Genomic DNA, 14,693 nt, shown 5'->3' on the forward strand with positions numbered 1-14,693 from the left:
GGTCATGGCAAAGCGGCTTTCAGGCGGTAAGGGCGCGTGCGAACCACAGGTAGAGCAACAATTATAAGCTTGCTCAAATTCGCGATGGAAAATCATCTGCCCGCAGGCTTTGCATTTAACCCACAAATTATCGGGAACATCATCTGATTGTACCCATGCCTTGATTTTGGGGAGTACAGAATTTGTAATCCAGTTCATCGCTTACATCCCTTCGTCATCTGACTATTTACCAGCAATAGCATTTGCAAGATCACCGACAAATGCGGCAACTTTACGGACAATATCATCATTACCGCTTCCATCTGCAGACAGATTGCTGGCAATAATATCGACAACGGCTGATCCGACAACCGCGCCATCACTTAAATTGGCGGCTTCTGCTGCCTGTTCAGGAGTCTTGATACCAAAACCTGTGACAATCGGCAAATCGGTATTGGAACTGATCCGTTTGTAAGCCGTCTCAATAGAATTTGCCGCGGCACTTTTGGTACCTGTTATGCCTGTCACTGATACGTAATAAACAAAGCCACTTGCCTCAGCCAGAACCGTTGGTAACCGTTTGTCATCGGTGGTTGGTGTCACTAGCCGGATAAAGCTGAGGCCAGCCTGTTTCGCTGGGATGCATAGCTCATCATCTTCTTCAGGCGGTAGATCAACCAAAATCAGCCCATCAACGCCTGCTTCGACAGCATCTTTCAAGAAAGCTTCGTTCCCATAAATATAAATGGGGTTGTAATAACCCATAAGAATCACAGGAATATCGCTATTTTTCTCGCGAAAACGCTTGGCCATAGCCACTGTTTTTTGCAAGCTCATGCCAGCCTTTAAAGCGCGTAAGGACGCCGCCTGAATAGCTGGACCATCAGCCATTGGATCAGAAAACGGCATTCCGAGTTCAATAAAGTCAACACCACTGTCTGCTAGCGAATTTATTATCTTTTCGGACGTTTCAAGGTCGGGGTCGCCGGCAGTGATAAATACGCCTAAAACGCCCCGATTTTCCGACTTTGCTTTGGCAAAAGCTGTCTCAATACGACGTGTCATTACATTTCCCTTTGTTCGAATAACGTCTTTGGTACTAAGTTTGGTATGACGCTAAAGCCTGCCAAGTTCCTCAAGAATGGGAAGCACGGCTCCCAAATCCTTATCGCCGCGTCCGCACATGTTCAGTATCACAATAGAATCCTTATCCATTTCGCCAATCATTGTGCCGGTAAAAGCAAGTGCGTGAGATGGTTCCAATGCAGGGATAATGCCTTCAAGACGGGCACAAAGCTGAAACGCAACCAGCGCTTCATCATCTGTGGCGCTGACATAATTAACGCGTTTTATATCATGCAACCATGAATGCTCAGGTCCAATACCAGGATAATCTAGGCCAGCTGAAATTGAATGCGCATCAGTAATTTGACCATCATCATTTTGTAAAAGATAGGTACGGTTACCATGCAGAATTCCTGGCGTGCCACCAGTTAGTGATGCCGCGTGAAGGCCAGATGGTATGCCTTTACCAGCCGCTTCAACACCGTAAATATCAATATCTTCATCATCCAAGAACGGATGGAATAGGCCCATCGCATTTGACCCACCGCCAATACAGGCAACCAAAGCATCGGGCAGTCGCCCTTCGGCTTCCTGAATTTGGGTGCGGGCTTCAATGCCAATAACTGACTGAAAATCACGCACCATTTGTGGATAGGGATGAGGGCCAGCAACAGTACCAATGATATAGAAATGTGTTTCCGCATTGGTTACCCAAAAGCGTAAAGCTTCATTCATGGCATCTTTCAAAGTGCCTGTGCCCGATGTTACAGGATGAATCTTTGCACCCAATAGGCGCATCCGATCAACGTTTGGCTTTTGGCGGCGAACATCTTCTTCACCCATAAACACTTCGCATTCCATATCAAACAGGGCGCAAGCAGTAGCGGTGGCAACACCATGCTGACCTGCTCCGGTTTCGGCGATAATTTTCTTTTTACCCATACGTTTGGCTAACAAAGCCTGTCCCAGCACATTATTTATTTTATGTGCGCCTGTATGGTTCAGTTCATCGCGCTTGAGATACAGCTTTGCACCACCAAAATGTGCTGTCAGACGCTCAGCAAAATAAAGTGGACTTGGGCGGCCAATATAATGTTGCTGATAATAGAGCAATTCGCGGGCAAATGAATCATCCTGACGCGATTCATTATATGATTTTTCAACATCCAGAATCAGTGGCATCAATGTTTCGGCAACAAAGCGTCCCCCATGGATGCCGAAACGCCCACCATCATCGGGCTGATTTCGAAAAGAATTCACACTTGCTTCGGTCATTTTATTTTCCGGCTCATTATGGCCAGCCTCCTGAATAGTTATCTAATTTAGCCCATCTCTGCTGCATGAATAAAGCTACGAATTAGCTTGTGATCTTTTTTCCCGGGAGCTGATTCAACACCTGAAGACACATCAAGTGCCTTGGCAGTTGTAGTGGCGATAGCTTCGGCTACATTTTCACAATTAAGCCCTCCCGCTAACATCCATTTTGCCATGCCTGTATAACGGGCAAGCAAGCTCCAGTCGAATCTATGGCCTGTTCCCCCCGGCATGTCACTGCTAACTGACTTGGCATCAAGCAGTAGCCAGTCAGCAACATTGTCCCATGCGGAACAGGCATTCAAATCAGATGCATTACCAATCCGAATGGCCTTTATAAGCGGGATATTAAAGCGTGCCTTGATTGCTTTTGCACGATTAGGCGTTTCATTACCATGCAATTGGATAAAGTCGGGGCGGGATGCCTGCATGACAGCATCTAGCGCATCATCATCCATATCGACAGTCAAAGCCACGCGTTTTGGGCAAATACCCTCATAGCTGTCGGCATGATCTGCAATGGCAGTCGCCGCATTTAGTGAAAGATGCCTTGGTGATTTTGGAAAAAACACCATACCAACCCAGCGCGCGTCCGCTTTGGCGCAGACATCATAATCAGAAGGTGTTGCTATCCCGCAAATTTTTACATCAGCACGCGGCATTTGAAATTTCCTTGGGTTGCTCAGGCTTAATTCAGCACTCTAATGTCCTGCTTTTTGTCAGCCACATCGGTGTTAGCTTCAGACACTTGTGTTTCGATAAGCGCTGCGTATTTTTTCTCAAGTTTATTAAAATTTTGCTGTAATCGCCACTTGCGGGCGCGAATCGCAAGAAGCTGTAGCCAAATCAACGCGCTACCCACTGCCAAGCCCATGCCGAGACATATAATACATACAAGCCATATCGGCGCGGTTAAGGTTAGATCAAAAGGCCACAGAGCCAAGCTAACAGGTGTAGTATTGGAAGTTGAAAATGATACCGCGAACAAACCTATTGAAATGGTGATCATGACCCACAAAAAACGGGTAATCATTTTCATTAATTTCACCTAATTAACGGTTCAGACGCTCACGCATTCCTTTACCCATTTTGAAAAAAGGTACTTTCTTTTCAGCAACTTGCACGCTTGTACCTGTTCTTGGGTTTCTGCCTATGCGGGCTTTGCGGTGACGTACCGAAAACGCCCCAAACCCACGAAGTTCAACGCGATCACCGCGTTCCAGAGCGCCACTTATTTCATCTAGGATTGTTCCGACTAAACGTTCAATATCTCTGTGATACAAGGCAGGATTTTTTGCTGCCATACGGGCAATAAGTTCAGACCGTGTCACGCCACCCACTCCATTGTTAATACATACATTTTTAACAGAAATTAGGATGCCCGTTCACCAACGCGGGGTCAACTCATGTTTGAAACAAAAACGTTTTAGAATGAAAAATACAATGAAAGCGTAGGCAACCGAAGCTGCCTACGCGGATACTTTACTTGTCGTCTGATGTGTCACGCTTGGCAAGAGCAGCACCAAGAATATCACCAAGGCTTGCCCCGCTATCTGATGAACCGAAGTCAGCCATAGCCTGCTTTTCCTCGGCAGATTCACGTGCCTTGATTGACAAAGTCAGTTTACGTGACTTCTTATCCAGGTTCGTTACGACCGCATCAACCTTTTCACCAACGGCAAACCGATCAGCACGCTGTTCGTTACGTTCACGGCTGAGATCAGCCCGACGGATAAAGCCAGTCATGGCATCACCGACTGTTACATCCAGACCGTTTTCGGAAACAGCTGTAACAATACATGTGACAACTTCGCCTTTACGGTAATTGTCAGCTTGGCCAGCAAATGGATCATCGGTAAGTTGTTTGATACCAAGCGAAATACGCTCTTTATCAGTATCAATATCCAAAACCTTGGCTTTGACCATGTCACCATTATTGAAGCCTTCAAGAGCAGCTTCGCCTGTTACGTCCCAGCTGATATCCGATAGATGAACAAGACCATCAATTTCTTCGGTAAGGCCAACAAACAGACCAAATTCGGTGATGTTGCGAATCTCGCCTTCGATCTCTGAACCAGCAGGATGTGCGGCACTAAGGTCTTCCCATGGGTTACCAGTACACTGCTTAAGACCAAGTGAAATCCGGCGCTTAGACAGATCAACATCCAGAACCATGACTTCAACTTGCTGGCTGGTTGATACAATCTTGCCTGGATGGACATTCTTCTTGGTCCAGCTCATTTCTGACACATGGACAAGACCTTCGACGCCGGCCTCAAGCTCAACAAATGCACCGTAATCGGTGATATTGGTAACACGGCCTTCCATCTTCGCACCAATCGGGAATTTGCCTTCGACATTTTCCCATGGATCAGACAGAAGCTGTTTCATACCAAGCGAGATGCGCTGGGTTTCTGCATTAAAGCGGATAACCTGTACTTCAACAGTTTCGCCAATCTGCAGGGCTTCCGAAGGATGGCTGATACGCTGCCATGCAATATCGGTAACGTGAAGCAGACCATCAACACCGCCAAGATCAACGAACGCACCGTAATCGGTGATGTTCTTAACAACCCCTTGCAATACCTGACCTTCTTGAAGGTTAGATACCAGCTCAGTGCGAGCTTCGGCGCGGGATTCTTCAAGAACAGCTCGGCGCGAAACAACGATGTTGCCACGGCGGCGGTCAATTTTCAGAATCTGGAATGGCTGTGGAGAGCCCATCAATGGGCCAAGATCACGCACTGGGCGGATATCAACTTGGCTACCTGGCAAAAAGGCTGTTGCGCCTGAAAGATCGACGGTAAAGCCGCCTTTGACCTTGCCAAATATGATGCCGGTAACACGTTCCTGTTTTTCGAATGAGGCTTCGAGCAAGCTCCATGCTTCTTCGCGGCGGGCCTTGTCACGGCTGAGCACAGCCTGACCATTGCGGTCTTCCATGCGCTCAACATAAACTTCAATTTCGTCACCGATCTTTACATCGGATTCCTGTCCGGGACTGACAAGCTCCTTGAGGGGGATGCGTCCTTCAGACTTCAGGCCAACATCGATAAGAACCGCGTCGCCTTCAATTTCTACAACAAAACCGCGGACAACTGAGCCCTCGATATTGGTATCTTTACCAAAGCTTTCAGCAAGAAGATCGGCAAAGTTTTCAGTTGCAGCGTCTGCTGCCATTACATTTGTAGGTGTCAAAAATATCTCCGTTCATCGCCTACCGGTGTTTCGTGACACGAAACTATCATACCGGTATAATGCCTCAGCTGGTTTGAGGGCCGAATTAGCCGAACCATTCCATTGATCAGCATCATGCCATGTTGGCAATATTGCTTCTGATGAAACTCTAACCGGGTTTTTGTGGCGATCAGTTGATCATTACCAGCAAAAATTAAAGCCATTTTTACAAACGGGCGGTGTTCGGAAACCAACCTGTTCGACGATGTTCTAGATTATTGAGCTATATGTGACAATGCCAGTGCCAAGACCATATCAGCGTCTTTGTCAGACGTATCAACAACCACAGCGTCAGGTGCCGCCACTAACGGGGCAATATCGCGATTGCGATCTCGCTGATCCCGTGCCTTCAAATCCTTAAGAACGTCGCGGAACATAACGGATTGTCCGATATCTTGCAACTCTTTGGTGCGGCGTTCTGCGCGAACATTGATATCGGCGTCAACAAAGAATTTATAATCGGCATCTGGCAGAACAACACTTCCAATGTCACGGCCATCAAGAACAGCCCCGCCAGCGGCAGAATGGTGCGTGGCAAAGTTACGTTGCAGGTCAAGCAGACAGGCGCGAACAGATGGTATGGTAGCCACAATCGAAGCCATTTTTGCAACCTTGTCATTCCGTATTCTTTGATCAGGGCTGATAGAAAGATCAAGTGCGCTAGCTATATTAACCACTTGTATTTCATTTATATTTTCATGGTTTATTCCCTGTTCAAGGACAGCAAGTCCAACCATGCGATACAAAGAACCCGTATCAAGATGGTCAAGATCAAAATGGGCAGCAAGCCGTTTGGCAAGCGTACCCTTACCACTAGCGGCTGAACCATCAACCGCGATAATCATGGATTTATAATGGCGATATTGGCGCCCGCGTTCTGCATGATCGTGGCAAAATTTGGAAAGCTTGTATTGATCGTCTCGCATCCGTCAACATTGACCGGCGCATCTGCGACCAAACCAAGGGTTAGAAATGACATTGCGATTCGGTGATCATGCTGTGAGTCAACCGTTATGCCACCCGCAATCGGGCAGCCAGTCACAGTCATAGTTTCGTCATCATAACTGACAATGGCGCCAGCAGCCACCAACCCATCAGCCATAACCTTGATGCGGTCAGTTTCCTTGACCCTGAGCTCGGCAACACCATTCATGATCGTAGTGCCTTCTGCTTGTGTTGCGGCCACCGACAGAATCGGAAATTCATCAATCATAGATGCCGCCCGCACAGCAGGTATTTCAATGCCATGCAGATCACTGTGACGGATTCGCAAATCGGCAACCGGTTCGCCGCCTTCATCACGTGTATTAAGCATGGTTATATCACCACCCATCTCAATCAAAGTTGTTATCAAACCGGTACGAAGTGGATTCATGCCAATCGCTGGCAAGGTGATGTCACTATCCTTGGTCAGCAATGCGGCGACCATGGGAAAAGCGGCAGATGACGGATCACGCGGTACCGTAATGTCTGCCGCGATCAACTGGGCGCCAGCATGAAGCCTGACATGATGTGTGCCATCCTCATGCACTGTCTGCTCGACTGTGGCACCAAAATGACGAAGCATGCTTTCAGTATGGTCGCGTGACGCATGTGGTTCGATGATTTCGGTATCGCCGCGTGCAGTCAGGCCGGCAAGTAAGATAGCTGACTTGATCTGAGCTGATGCTACTGGACTTTCATAACTAATCGCCATGGGTTCGTTCTGGCCCGTAATTGTCACGGGCAAAAGGCCGCCATCACGGCTGGAAACTAAGGTTCCCATTTGTTGCAATGGATCGGTGATACGCGCCATAGGGCGCACGCTTAACGAGGCATCGCCAGTAAATGTCGCGGTGATGGGCTGGCTAGCAACAACACCCATAAGCAATCGAACGCCAGTACCCGAATTGCCAAGATCAAGTGCCTTTTCTGGCGCTTCAAGGCCATGAAGACCTTGTCCCACAATGACCCAAGTACCGTCATCAAGGCGTTCAATATCTGAACCAAGCGCTGACATTGCATCGGCGGTGGCCAACACGTCAGCACCTTCAAGCAAACCAGTGACTTTGGTCGTGCCGATAGCCAAGCTGCCAAGGATCAGAGACCGATGCGACATTGATTTATCGCCTGGCACATCAACTATGCCACCAAGTGCAGCTGATTTTTGAGATGATAAGCTAAGATTTGTCTGTATCGACATGACTTTATCCTGCGCCCAAAATAAGGGGTTATTGAATTTGCTAATCATGACACAGGTTGCCATCACAATATTCAAATAAAGCTTGATATAGCATTATGTAGGCTGATGACGCAAATATGGTAAGATTGATTGTGGCAAAATATTAAATTTAGGCAGGTGGGTACATTGCTGTCCTAACCGCGCTTGTTACGATTCCAACTGATTACGCAAGAGCACAATAAAATGCATGCTGATTAAAAATTTGTTTTGACAGGTTCATTAAATTGTTTCAAATCCCTATTACAAATTTTGCGTAACCATATGTAGTAAATATGCAAAGGGTTAGTTGGAATGGCTAAAGCAGATCTTGGAATAAAGCGGGCTTGTTTGTCATGTGGCATGAAGTTCTATGATTTTAAACGAACGCCTATCATTTGCCCTGGCTGTTCCACTGAGTTCAGTCTTGAAAATTTACTCACCAGCCGTAAAGGGCGAAGCGCGGTAAAATCGGCTGCTAGTAAAGCTCAGGCAGCAAAAACGGCCGATATTGAAGATCAGGATGACAATATTCATGACAATGAAGACGGTGATGACGAGAATGCCGAGCAAAACGATGCTACTGGCGTAGAAGATGATGCCCTCGATTATGACGAAGAAGATGACGTTGCCGAGGATGCTGACGGACCAGGCATCATTCAGGATGAGATCACCGAAGATGACGAGTTGCTTCCGAATCTTGACAATAGGGATGATACCTAACCCCCTTTTTCGTCCTTTGTTGGATGAATTGTGAGTGATTGATATATTTTGCTTGCGCCAACACTAACGCCTGCGATAAACATGCGCGGCCGCACATATTGCGGCTGTTGATTTGGATAAGGGGCTATAGCTCAGCTGGGAGAGCGCTACAATGGCATTGTAGAGGTCAGCGGTTCGATCCCGCTTAGCTCCACCAAATCACCTAAAACAAAACCCCGCCTCGGCCTTTGTAAAGCTGATGCGGGGTTTTGTTTTGGTCTTATATGAAAGACAATATAATCAGGATAATCAGGATAATCAGGATAATCAGGATAATCAGGATAATCAGGATAATCAGGCAGCTTTGGGCTGCGTTATATGCTGAATAGCTATGAGCGCATCGGCCGAAGATTGAGCTTCGCGAAGTTTGGAACAGCTATTTGCCTTGCGAAGTACTTGTGAAACGGATGACAGCATCTTGAGTTGAGCTTGATCGCTACCTTCCGGACCAATCACCAAGCAGGCAATATCAACATCGTTTCCATCAGCAGAATCAAAGGCAATAGGGGTGTCAAGTATCGCCATCACGGCAATCGGCTTATCAACTGAACTGATAGCTGCGTGCGGGATCGCCACACCATTGCCCACACCAGTACTGCCAAGTCGTTCACGCTTCATCACCGCTGCACAAATATCACGCGATTCGATATTATGCGCTTTGGCGGCATGGGCACATAGTGCTTCGATAAGGTGTTTTTTGCTGGTTACTTTGAGGCCAACAAGTATCTGTTGCTGCTCAATAAAACTACCTTCTGTCATTTGAAAACCTGTCCAGATATAATGTGGGTATAAGCCAGTAAAAAGCGTCTTGAGATTCGTTTGTCTGGTTCGTCAGGTGTTCCAGAAGTCGCGCAACCTAGTTGCGGTGCAGGTGCCTGTCAAGGTTATGTTTTGAAATCGATACACTCGATGTATTATTGTCTATGTGCTTTAGCGGCTAAATCGTTCACCAAGATAGACTTCACGCACGCCACTATGTTGAACCACCTCTTCGGGGTTACCTTCCATCATGACGGCGCCATCATGGATAATATAGGCGCGATCAACAACATCCAGTGTCTCGCGAACATTATGGTCGGTTATGAGAACGCCTAGCCCGTGATCCAAAAGCTGGCGGATAAGACCACGTATTTCGCCCAAAGCTATGGGGTCAATGCCTGCAAGCGGTTCATCAAGTAACAAGAATGTTGGGCGCGCTGCCAAAGCACGGGCAATTTCAAGCCGCCGTCGCTCGCCACCAGACAGATTGATTGAGGGCGTATTGCGAAGATGTGCAATGCCAAATTCTGCCATCAGATCATCAAGCATCGATGCGTGGTCCGTTTCCGGTTCATCAAGCGTTTCAAGCACAGCTAAGATATTCTGCTCGACAGTCAGGCCACGAAAAATGCTCGATTCTTGAGGCAGATATCCAATACCAAGCCGGGCACGCTGAAAAACCGGCATATTTGTTACATTCTGGCCATCAATTTTTACGCTGCCTTCATCGGCGGCCAACAAACCTGCCAGAATATAAAAGGTGGTGGTTTTACCTGCGCCATTTGGTCCCAACAGACCAACAGCTTCACCACGTTGTAAGCTCAAAGTGACATTGCGCACGACACGGCGCTGATCAAAGCTTTTGCCAATGCCTGTTGCCTGCAAGCCCGTATTTTGATTCACCAGCCGCGGTGCAGATGCAGAAAACCCTTGCTGGTTGGTCCATTTATCCATTGTTGACGCATCCATATGAAAAATATTCAAAATTTAACATTGTTATTGAACCATAATGCCGGTTACACGTCCACCCTGACCGTCAGATAGCAATCGGCTGATACCGCTGTTAAAATCCACTTCGGCACGAGATCCGCGCATGATATTCTGGCCTTCGATTAATTCGACATTACCTGTTAGAATGGCAATTGACGTGTTGAAATCATAATTGACCTTGTCACCAGTGGCGGTTTGATTGTCAACGGTGCGAACATAGGCATTGCCAGTTGCATCAAGTGTTTGCAGATCACCAGCTTCATTTGTAAAAGCGATAATTTCATCGCCAGCTACAATACGCCCATCATTGGCGGTATAATTGGCTTTACCAATACCGGTAATCTTTGCTTTGGCTGGGTTGGACTCGTCATAGGTGATTTTTTTTGTTGCGGTCATGATACCATTCGGGCTGGTCACTTTTGCGTTCTTACCAAACACCGAATAAATACTGGATTGAAGGTCATATACAAGGCGCGTACCCATCGCGGTATTGTCACCATCGATAAAAGACACATTTCCGATTGCGGTCATCACATTAATTTCGCGCCCGTCTGATGCTGGATCATAGCTTGCTTCCAAGCGATCTGCCGAGATGCGCATATCAAGTTGCGTAGCTATCGCATTGCCTTTGGCTAAATAAAGTCCCTTATTCTGATCCCATTCTAGAAAATCGGAGGCCTCAATCGTGACAGGTGCATTCTGTGTGTCGGCTTGTTTGTCTGCCGCATTTGCGGTCATCGTCATTCCAACATTTATAGCGAGCGGCAAAGCAAATAGCGCAAGATTACGAGATAAAATTTTTAAAACCTTCATAACAAGTCCTGTCTATTCCTTGACTGGCCTTACCAGCCTAGTTGGTCATTTTGATATTATGTAGAGTTAATTTGCTTGTGCCGCCAAACATCATCACATTTCCATGATCAGTGACACGAATATTTTGTCCTGTTATATGTGCGTCAGGTGACGTCACTTTGACAGGTAGATCGGATTGCATCTCACCTGCATCAATATTGGCGCGCAATGCTTCGGTCGTCATTATCACATTTTGCTTGGTTTGTTTAAGAACAACCATGCCTTTGAGATCGACCAAACTGTCGGATTTTGAAAATGCGCCATTCAAGGCGGTTATATTGATTCGTCCACCATCTGACTGGGTGATAAAGCCAGTGGGTTCAACCATCTGGATAACGCCGCTACCATTATTTTCTTCAATGGCGTTGGTGGCGGTGATTTCATAGGTTTTACCTGTTTTTGTCGTGCCTCGGTAGCGCGCACCGGTTAATTGTGTCGCCCCATCATCAGCCACTTCAATATTTTTGATACTGACACGAACATCACTTGTTTTGGTAAACAGGCTAAGCCACCCAACTGCGGCGGCAAGAGCAATCAAACCAGCACCAGTCAGAAGAATGCTAGGGCGCATAAAAGTGGATTTTTCAACAGACGAATCACGCTTTTTTGGCGTAAAGCGGTTTAGTTTCTTGTGTGACATATCATTATTATCAGATGCCATTCAAAGTCCTCTGAGCAACCTCATGGCGTTTCCATGACGCTCATGATGTATCAGTGATGGAAAATATCCACCTCGTCAAAGCCGATAAGATCCAGCTTTGCGCGCGTTACTAAAAAGTCGAAACAGGCGGTGGCAAGTGTCATACGATTTTCACGTTCAAGCATCTGCGAGAGTTTTTCGCGGATCGCATGCAAATACAAAACGTCACCAGCCGCATAATTCTGCTGATCGCTACTCAGGGTATCAGCACCCCAATCTGATGATTGTTGCTGTTTTGAAATATCAGTCTGTATTAATTCGCGACATAAATCCTTCAGACCATGTCGGTCTGTATAAGTGCGCGCTAGTTTTGATGCGATTTTTGTACAGTAAATATCGCCCTCGATGGGGCCAATGTAATGTGTTAGGGCGGCAAGGTCAAAACGCGCAAAATGGAAAAGTTTGGTAACACCCGGATCAGCTAGTAACGCTGCCAACACAGGGCTTGGTTTAACAGGATTGCTGATTTGCACTAAATGTGCGTTTCCATCACCGCTGGATAATTGCACTAGGCAAAGGCGATCGCGGTGCGTTTTCAATCCCATGGTTTCGGTATCAATGGCTACAATTTTACCAAGGTCAATGCTGGCAGGCAGGTCGTCTTTATAAATATGTACTGCCATCGTTTGATGCTTTCATGTCTGCTACGTTATTTCATTCCAGTTGAAAACACTGGATAATAATTCGGATGTAGATTTCAACTTTACATGGTGCCCAGGAGAAGACTCGAACTTCCACGACCTTGCGGCCACTGGCACCTGAAGCCAGCGCGTCTACCAATTCCGCCACCTGGGCAATTTATCAACAATAGTCTGGTGTTAATAAGTGCGAGAGAATAGTCCTAAAAGCTTGGCTGTCAAACAATTTTCAGGTGGATTGGCTGAATTCTGATGCTCTATGGGCAGCTTTAGTTTTTGTTTCCCTTTTTAATCCGGTTTTTGCTTGTTGCTTTTGCTATCACCATTGTACATATGAGGTGGTAATACCATTTCCATATAGGTTGAATTTTAGTCAGTAAGCAATCGGTCATGCAGAGTGACTGTGGTATTTGAGTTTAAGAGTGATGAATATGCAAAAGACAGTGACAGTAATTGGCGGATCAGGCTTTATCGGCCGTGCCACAGTAGAAATGCTGGCGCGGGCTAGAATGCGTGTCATTGTTTTGTGCCGTAATGCCGAGCGCGCCAAATATCTGAAACCGATGGGTCATGTTGGTCAGATTACGTTGGTGTCCGGCGATGCGCTTAATGATGAAATCCTTGAGTCAGTTATAAAACCAGCTGATGCGGTTATAAATTTTGTTGGCATCCTTGCCGAAACAGGTGGTCAGCGTTTTGATGCCTTGCAGGGGGTGTTGCCTGGCAAGATTGGTATGCTGGCCACGAAACATGATGTGACTGATGTCATTCATATTTCAGCTATTGGTGCGGATGCAAACTCACCCAGTGTTTATGCGCGTACCAAGGCGGCAGGCGAAGCTGGTTTGCATAGTGCATTTCCAGATGGCATAATTCTGCGGCCTTCAATCGTTTTTGGACCACGTGATAGTTTCTTTAACCGCTTTGCTGGCATGGCTGTTAAAGCGCCGGCTTTGCCTTTACCTGGTGGTGGTTCAATGCGGATGCAACCGGTTTATGTTGGCGATGTGGTTGCTGCTATCGAAGCGTGTGTAGGTATCAGGAAAATAAAAATCAAACCACGTGGCAAGGTTTTTGAACTTGGCGGTCCGGATATCTATTCATTCCGTCAATTGATGGAAATCACCTTATTGCAGACCAGGCGTCGACGTTTGTTGTTACCAGTGCCGCTTAGCTTAATGTCTTTGGGAGCTGTATTTGCCGGACTGTTGCCATCACCACCTGTCACTGTTGATCAGGTTAAATTATTAAAAATGGATAATATTGTTGCCAAAAATGCACTAAGTCTTGCTGATATGGGCATCACAGCAACCAGCATGGATGCAATTTTACCCAGCTATCTTGCACGGTTTCGCCCTGGCGGCCAGTTTTCACGCTGAACCTGATTCAAACCTGATTATACCATCTGCGTAATCAGGTTTGTCTGCACCGCCCATAACAAAACAATGCCAAGCACCAGCCGATAATACACAAAAATATTGAAATTGGCGCGTGCCAGCCAAGCTATCATCGCCCGCATAGCAATGAATGCCAACAAGCCTGAAAATAAAGTGACCAGTACGGCGTCACCACCCAATACCAGATCACCATCACTGACAAGGTCTTTGGTTTTCAAAATACCAGCACCGGCAATGGTCGGTAGTGAAAGCAATAATGAAAAACGAGCGGCGGTAACGCGGTCAAACCCAAATATTCGTGCAGCTGTCATGGTAACACCAGAACGAGATGCACCAGGTACCAGCGCAAAAACCTGCGCAAAGCCAATAAATATGGCAGAAGAAAAACGCATTGTCTTCATGTTGTTTACTGTCACGCCATAGCGATCAGCGCCCCATAGTAAACCAGCAAAAATCAGATTTGACCATGCCAGCGTCTCAATTGCCGTCAGCCAATTCCAGTTGGCATAATTAACATAAAATCCAGCAACTATAACGGGGATTGTTGCGGCGATCAGCATCAAACCAAGTCGCGCATCACTTTTATTGTGTCTGCCAAAGCTACCTATACCAATAACAATGCGGGTGATTTCAACACGCAAGAAAAACATAACAGCAAACAGGGTCCCCACATGCGCGGCAACATCGATTGTCCGTCCCTGATAGGGTTGGTCAGTCAGAATAGGAAGCAAAACAAGATGTCCAGATGATGACACGGGCAGAAATTCTGTTATGCCTTGCACAAGTGATACAAGAATAATCAT

The 14,693-nt window shown here is 46.7% G+C and carries 16 protein-coding genes, 2 tRNA genes and 1 pseudogene; 3 read left to right on the forward strand and 16 right to left on the reverse strand.

What is annotated here, in order from left to right; translation table 11 throughout:
* The 9 genes and pseudogenes from ABNT28_RS06390 to aroA form a co-directional block, all read right to left on the reverse strand.
* Positions 1 to 198: pseudogene (locus ABNT28_RS06390) on the reverse strand (acetyl-CoA carboxylase carboxyl transferase subunit beta); the annotation flags it as partial.
* Between the two features lie 24 nt (positions 199 to 222).
* Positions 223 to 1,044 (reverse strand): tryptophan synthase subunit alpha, encoded by an 822-nt coding sequence (trpA, locus tag ABNT28_RS06395; RefSeq protein WP_332923191.1) that lies wholly within the window; start codon positions 1,042 to 1,044, stop codon positions 223 to 225.
* A gap of 51 nt (positions 1,045 to 1,095) precedes the next feature.
* Entirely contained in the window at positions 1,096 to 2,319 is a 1,224-nt protein-coding gene (gene trpB / locus ABNT28_RS06400) for a tryptophan synthase subunit beta (protein ID WP_332923192.1), read from the reverse strand.
* Positions 2,320 to 2,366: 47 nt separating this feature from the next.
* Positions 2,367 to 3,020, reverse strand: coding sequence for a phosphoribosylanthranilate isomerase (locus ABNT28_RS06405; RefSeq protein WP_348721227.1), 654 nt, complete (start codon positions 3,018 to 3,020; stop codon positions 2,367 to 2,369).
* Between the two features lie 26 nt (positions 3,021 to 3,046).
* The gene (locus ABNT28_RS06410) at positions 3,047 to 3,397 is read right to left on the reverse strand and encodes a LapA family protein (RefSeq protein ID WP_332923194.1); all 351 of its coding nucleotides are present in this window, start codon (positions 3,395 to 3,397) and stop codon (positions 3,047 to 3,049) included.
* A gap of 13 nt (positions 3,398 to 3,410) precedes the next feature.
* Positions 3,411 to 3,689 carry an integration host factor subunit beta gene (locus ABNT28_RS06415; protein ID WP_013046123.1) on the reverse strand — a complete coding sequence of 93 codons (279 nt, stop codon included), beginning with the start codon at positions 3,687 to 3,689 and terminating at the stop codon, positions 3,411 to 3,413.
* Positions 3,690 to 3,840: 151 nt separating this feature from the next.
* Positions 3,841 to 5,538, reverse strand: coding sequence for a 30S ribosomal protein S1 (gene rpsA, locus ABNT28_RS06420; RefSeq protein ID WP_332923212.1), 1,698 nt, complete (start codon positions 5,536 to 5,538; stop codon positions 3,841 to 3,843).
* A gap of 272 nt (positions 5,539 to 5,810) precedes the next feature.
* Complete coding sequence (gene cmk, locus ABNT28_RS06425) at positions 5,811 to 6,440, reverse strand: (d)CMP kinase (protein ID WP_332923195.1); 630 nt, start codon at positions 6,438 to 6,440, stop codon at positions 5,811 to 5,813.
* Positions 6,437 to 7,777 carry a 3-phosphoshikimate 1-carboxyvinyltransferase gene (gene aroA / locus ABNT28_RS06430; RefSeq protein ID WP_332923196.1) on the reverse strand — a complete coding sequence of 447 codons (1,341 nt, stop codon included), beginning with the start codon at positions 7,775 to 7,777 and terminating at the stop codon, positions 6,437 to 6,439. Before aroA ends, cmk begins: the two co-directional genes overlap by 4 nt.
* A 330-nt stretch (positions 7,778 to 8,107) precedes the next feature.
* Between aroA and ABNT28_RS06435 the strand changes: the two genes are divergently transcribed.
* Together ABNT28_RS06435 and ABNT28_RS06440 are read left to right on the forward strand one after the other, a co-directional pair.
* Complete coding sequence (locus tag ABNT28_RS06435) at positions 8,108 to 8,515, forward strand: TIGR02300 family protein (RefSeq protein ID WP_332923197.1); 408 nt, start codon at positions 8,108 to 8,110, stop codon at positions 8,513 to 8,515.
* 120 nt (positions 8,516 to 8,635) lie between these two features.
* Positions 8,636 to 8,711: transfer RNA gene (locus ABNT28_RS06440), tRNA-Ala, on the forward strand.
* A 137-nt stretch (positions 8,712 to 8,848) separates the two neighbouring features.
* Here ABNT28_RS06440 and ABNT28_RS06445 read toward each other — a convergent pair.
* The 6 genes from ABNT28_RS06445 to ABNT28_RS06470 form a co-directional block, all read right to left on the reverse strand.
* Entirely contained in the window at positions 8,849 to 9,313 is a 465-nt protein-coding gene (locus ABNT28_RS06445; protein WP_332923198.1) for a PTS sugar transporter subunit IIA, read from the reverse strand.
* Positions 9,314 to 9,484: 171 nt separating this feature from the next.
* Positions 9,485 to 10,267: an LPS export ABC transporter ATP-binding protein gene (gene lptB / locus ABNT28_RS06450; protein ID WP_332923199.1), complete on the reverse strand. Its 783-nt coding sequence runs from the start codon at positions 10,265 to 10,267 to the stop codon at positions 9,485 to 9,487.
* Between the two features lie 42 nt (positions 10,268 to 10,309).
* Complete coding sequence (locus ABNT28_RS06455; RefSeq protein ID WP_332923200.1) at positions 10,310 to 11,116, reverse strand: LptA/OstA family protein; 807 nt, start codon at positions 11,114 to 11,116, stop codon at positions 10,310 to 10,312.
* Between the two features lie 37 nt (positions 11,117 to 11,153).
* Complete coding sequence (gene lptC / locus ABNT28_RS06460) at positions 11,154 to 11,816, reverse strand: LPS export ABC transporter periplasmic protein LptC (RefSeq protein WP_348721229.1); 663 nt, start codon at positions 11,814 to 11,816, stop codon at positions 11,154 to 11,156.
* 50 nt (positions 11,817 to 11,866) lie between these two features.
* Positions 11,867 to 12,478, reverse strand: a complete 612-nt coding sequence (locus ABNT28_RS06465) for a ribonuclease D (protein ID WP_332923202.1) — start codon at positions 12,476 to 12,478, stop codon at positions 11,867 to 11,869.
* An 85-nt stretch (positions 12,479 to 12,563) separates the two neighbouring features.
* Positions 12,564 to 12,650, reverse strand: a tRNA-Leu gene (locus ABNT28_RS06470).
* A 274-nt stretch (positions 12,651 to 12,924) separates the two neighbouring features.
* On the opposite strand from ABNT28_RS06470, the gene ABNT28_RS06475 reads away from it, so the two are divergent.
* The gene (locus tag ABNT28_RS06475; protein WP_332923203.1) at positions 12,925 to 13,872 is read left to right on the forward strand and encodes a complex I NDUFA9 subunit family protein; all 948 of its coding nucleotides are present in this window, start codon (positions 12,925 to 12,927) and stop codon (positions 13,870 to 13,872) included.
* A 17-nt stretch (positions 13,873 to 13,889) separates the two neighbouring features.
* Here ABNT28_RS06475 and ABNT28_RS06480 read toward each other — a convergent pair.
* Positions 13,890 to 14,693: undecaprenyl-diphosphate phosphatase (locus ABNT28_RS06480; protein ID WP_348721230.1), on the reverse strand; the 804-nt coding region annotated here is incomplete at its 5' end.

This window comes from uncultured Candidatus Puniceispirillum sp. (assembly GCF_963979125.1).
Lineage (GTDB): Bacteria > Pseudomonadota > Alphaproteobacteria > Puniceispirillales > Puniceispirillaceae > Puniceispirillum.

Excerpts from the sequence above, each read along its gene's own strand:
- trpA (WP_332923191.1), bottom strand. The coding sequence starts at position 1,044 with ATGACACGTCGTATTGAGACAGCTTTTGCCAAAGCAAAGTCGGAAAAT.
- trpB (WP_332923192.1), bottom strand. The coding sequence starts at position 2,319 with ATGACCGAAGCAAGTGTGAATTCTTTTCGAAATCAGCCCGATGATGGT.
- ABNT28_RS06405 (WP_348721227.1), bottom strand. The coding sequence starts at position 3,020 with ATGCCGCGTGCTGATGTAAAAATTTGCGGGATAGCAACACCTTCTGAT.
- ABNT28_RS06410 (WP_332923194.1), bottom strand. The coding sequence starts at position 3,397 with ATGAAAATGATTACCCGTTTTTTGTGGGTCATGATCACCATTTCAATA.
- rpsA (WP_332923212.1), bottom strand. The coding sequence starts at position 5,538 with ATGGCAGCAGACGCTGCAACTGAAAACTTTGCCGATCTTCTTGCTGAA.
- cmk (WP_332923195.1), bottom strand. The coding sequence starts at position 6,440 with ATGATTATCGCGGTTGATGGTTCAGCCGCTAGTGGTAAGGGTACGCTT.
- aroA (WP_332923196.1), bottom strand. The coding sequence starts at position 7,777 with ATGTCGATACAGACAAATCTTAGCTTATCATCTCAAAAATCAGCTGCA.
- ABNT28_RS06435 (WP_332923197.1), top strand. The coding sequence starts at position 8,108 with ATGGCTAAAGCAGATCTTGGAATAAAGCGGGCTTGTTTGTCATGTGGC.
- ABNT28_RS06445 (WP_332923198.1), bottom strand. The coding sequence starts at position 9,313 with ATGACAGAAGGTAGTTTTATTGAGCAGCAACAGATACTTGTTGGCCTC.
- lptB (WP_332923199.1), bottom strand. The coding sequence starts at position 10,267 with ATGGATAAATGGACCAACCAGCAAGGGTTTTCTGCATCTGCACCGCGG.
- ABNT28_RS06455 (WP_332923200.1), bottom strand. The coding sequence starts at position 11,116 with ATGAAGGTTTTAAAAATTTTATCTCGTAATCTTGCGCTATTTGCTTTG.
- lptC (WP_348721229.1), bottom strand. The coding sequence starts at position 11,816 with ATGGCATCTGATAATAATGATATGTCACACAAGAAACTAAACCGCTTT.
- ABNT28_RS06465 (WP_332923202.1), bottom strand. The coding sequence starts at position 12,478 with ATGGCAGTACATATTTATAAAGACGACCTGCCTGCCAGCATTGACCTT.
- ABNT28_RS06475 (WP_332923203.1), top strand. The coding sequence starts at position 12,925 with ATGCAAAAGACAGTGACAGTAATTGGCGGATCAGGCTTTATCGGCCGT.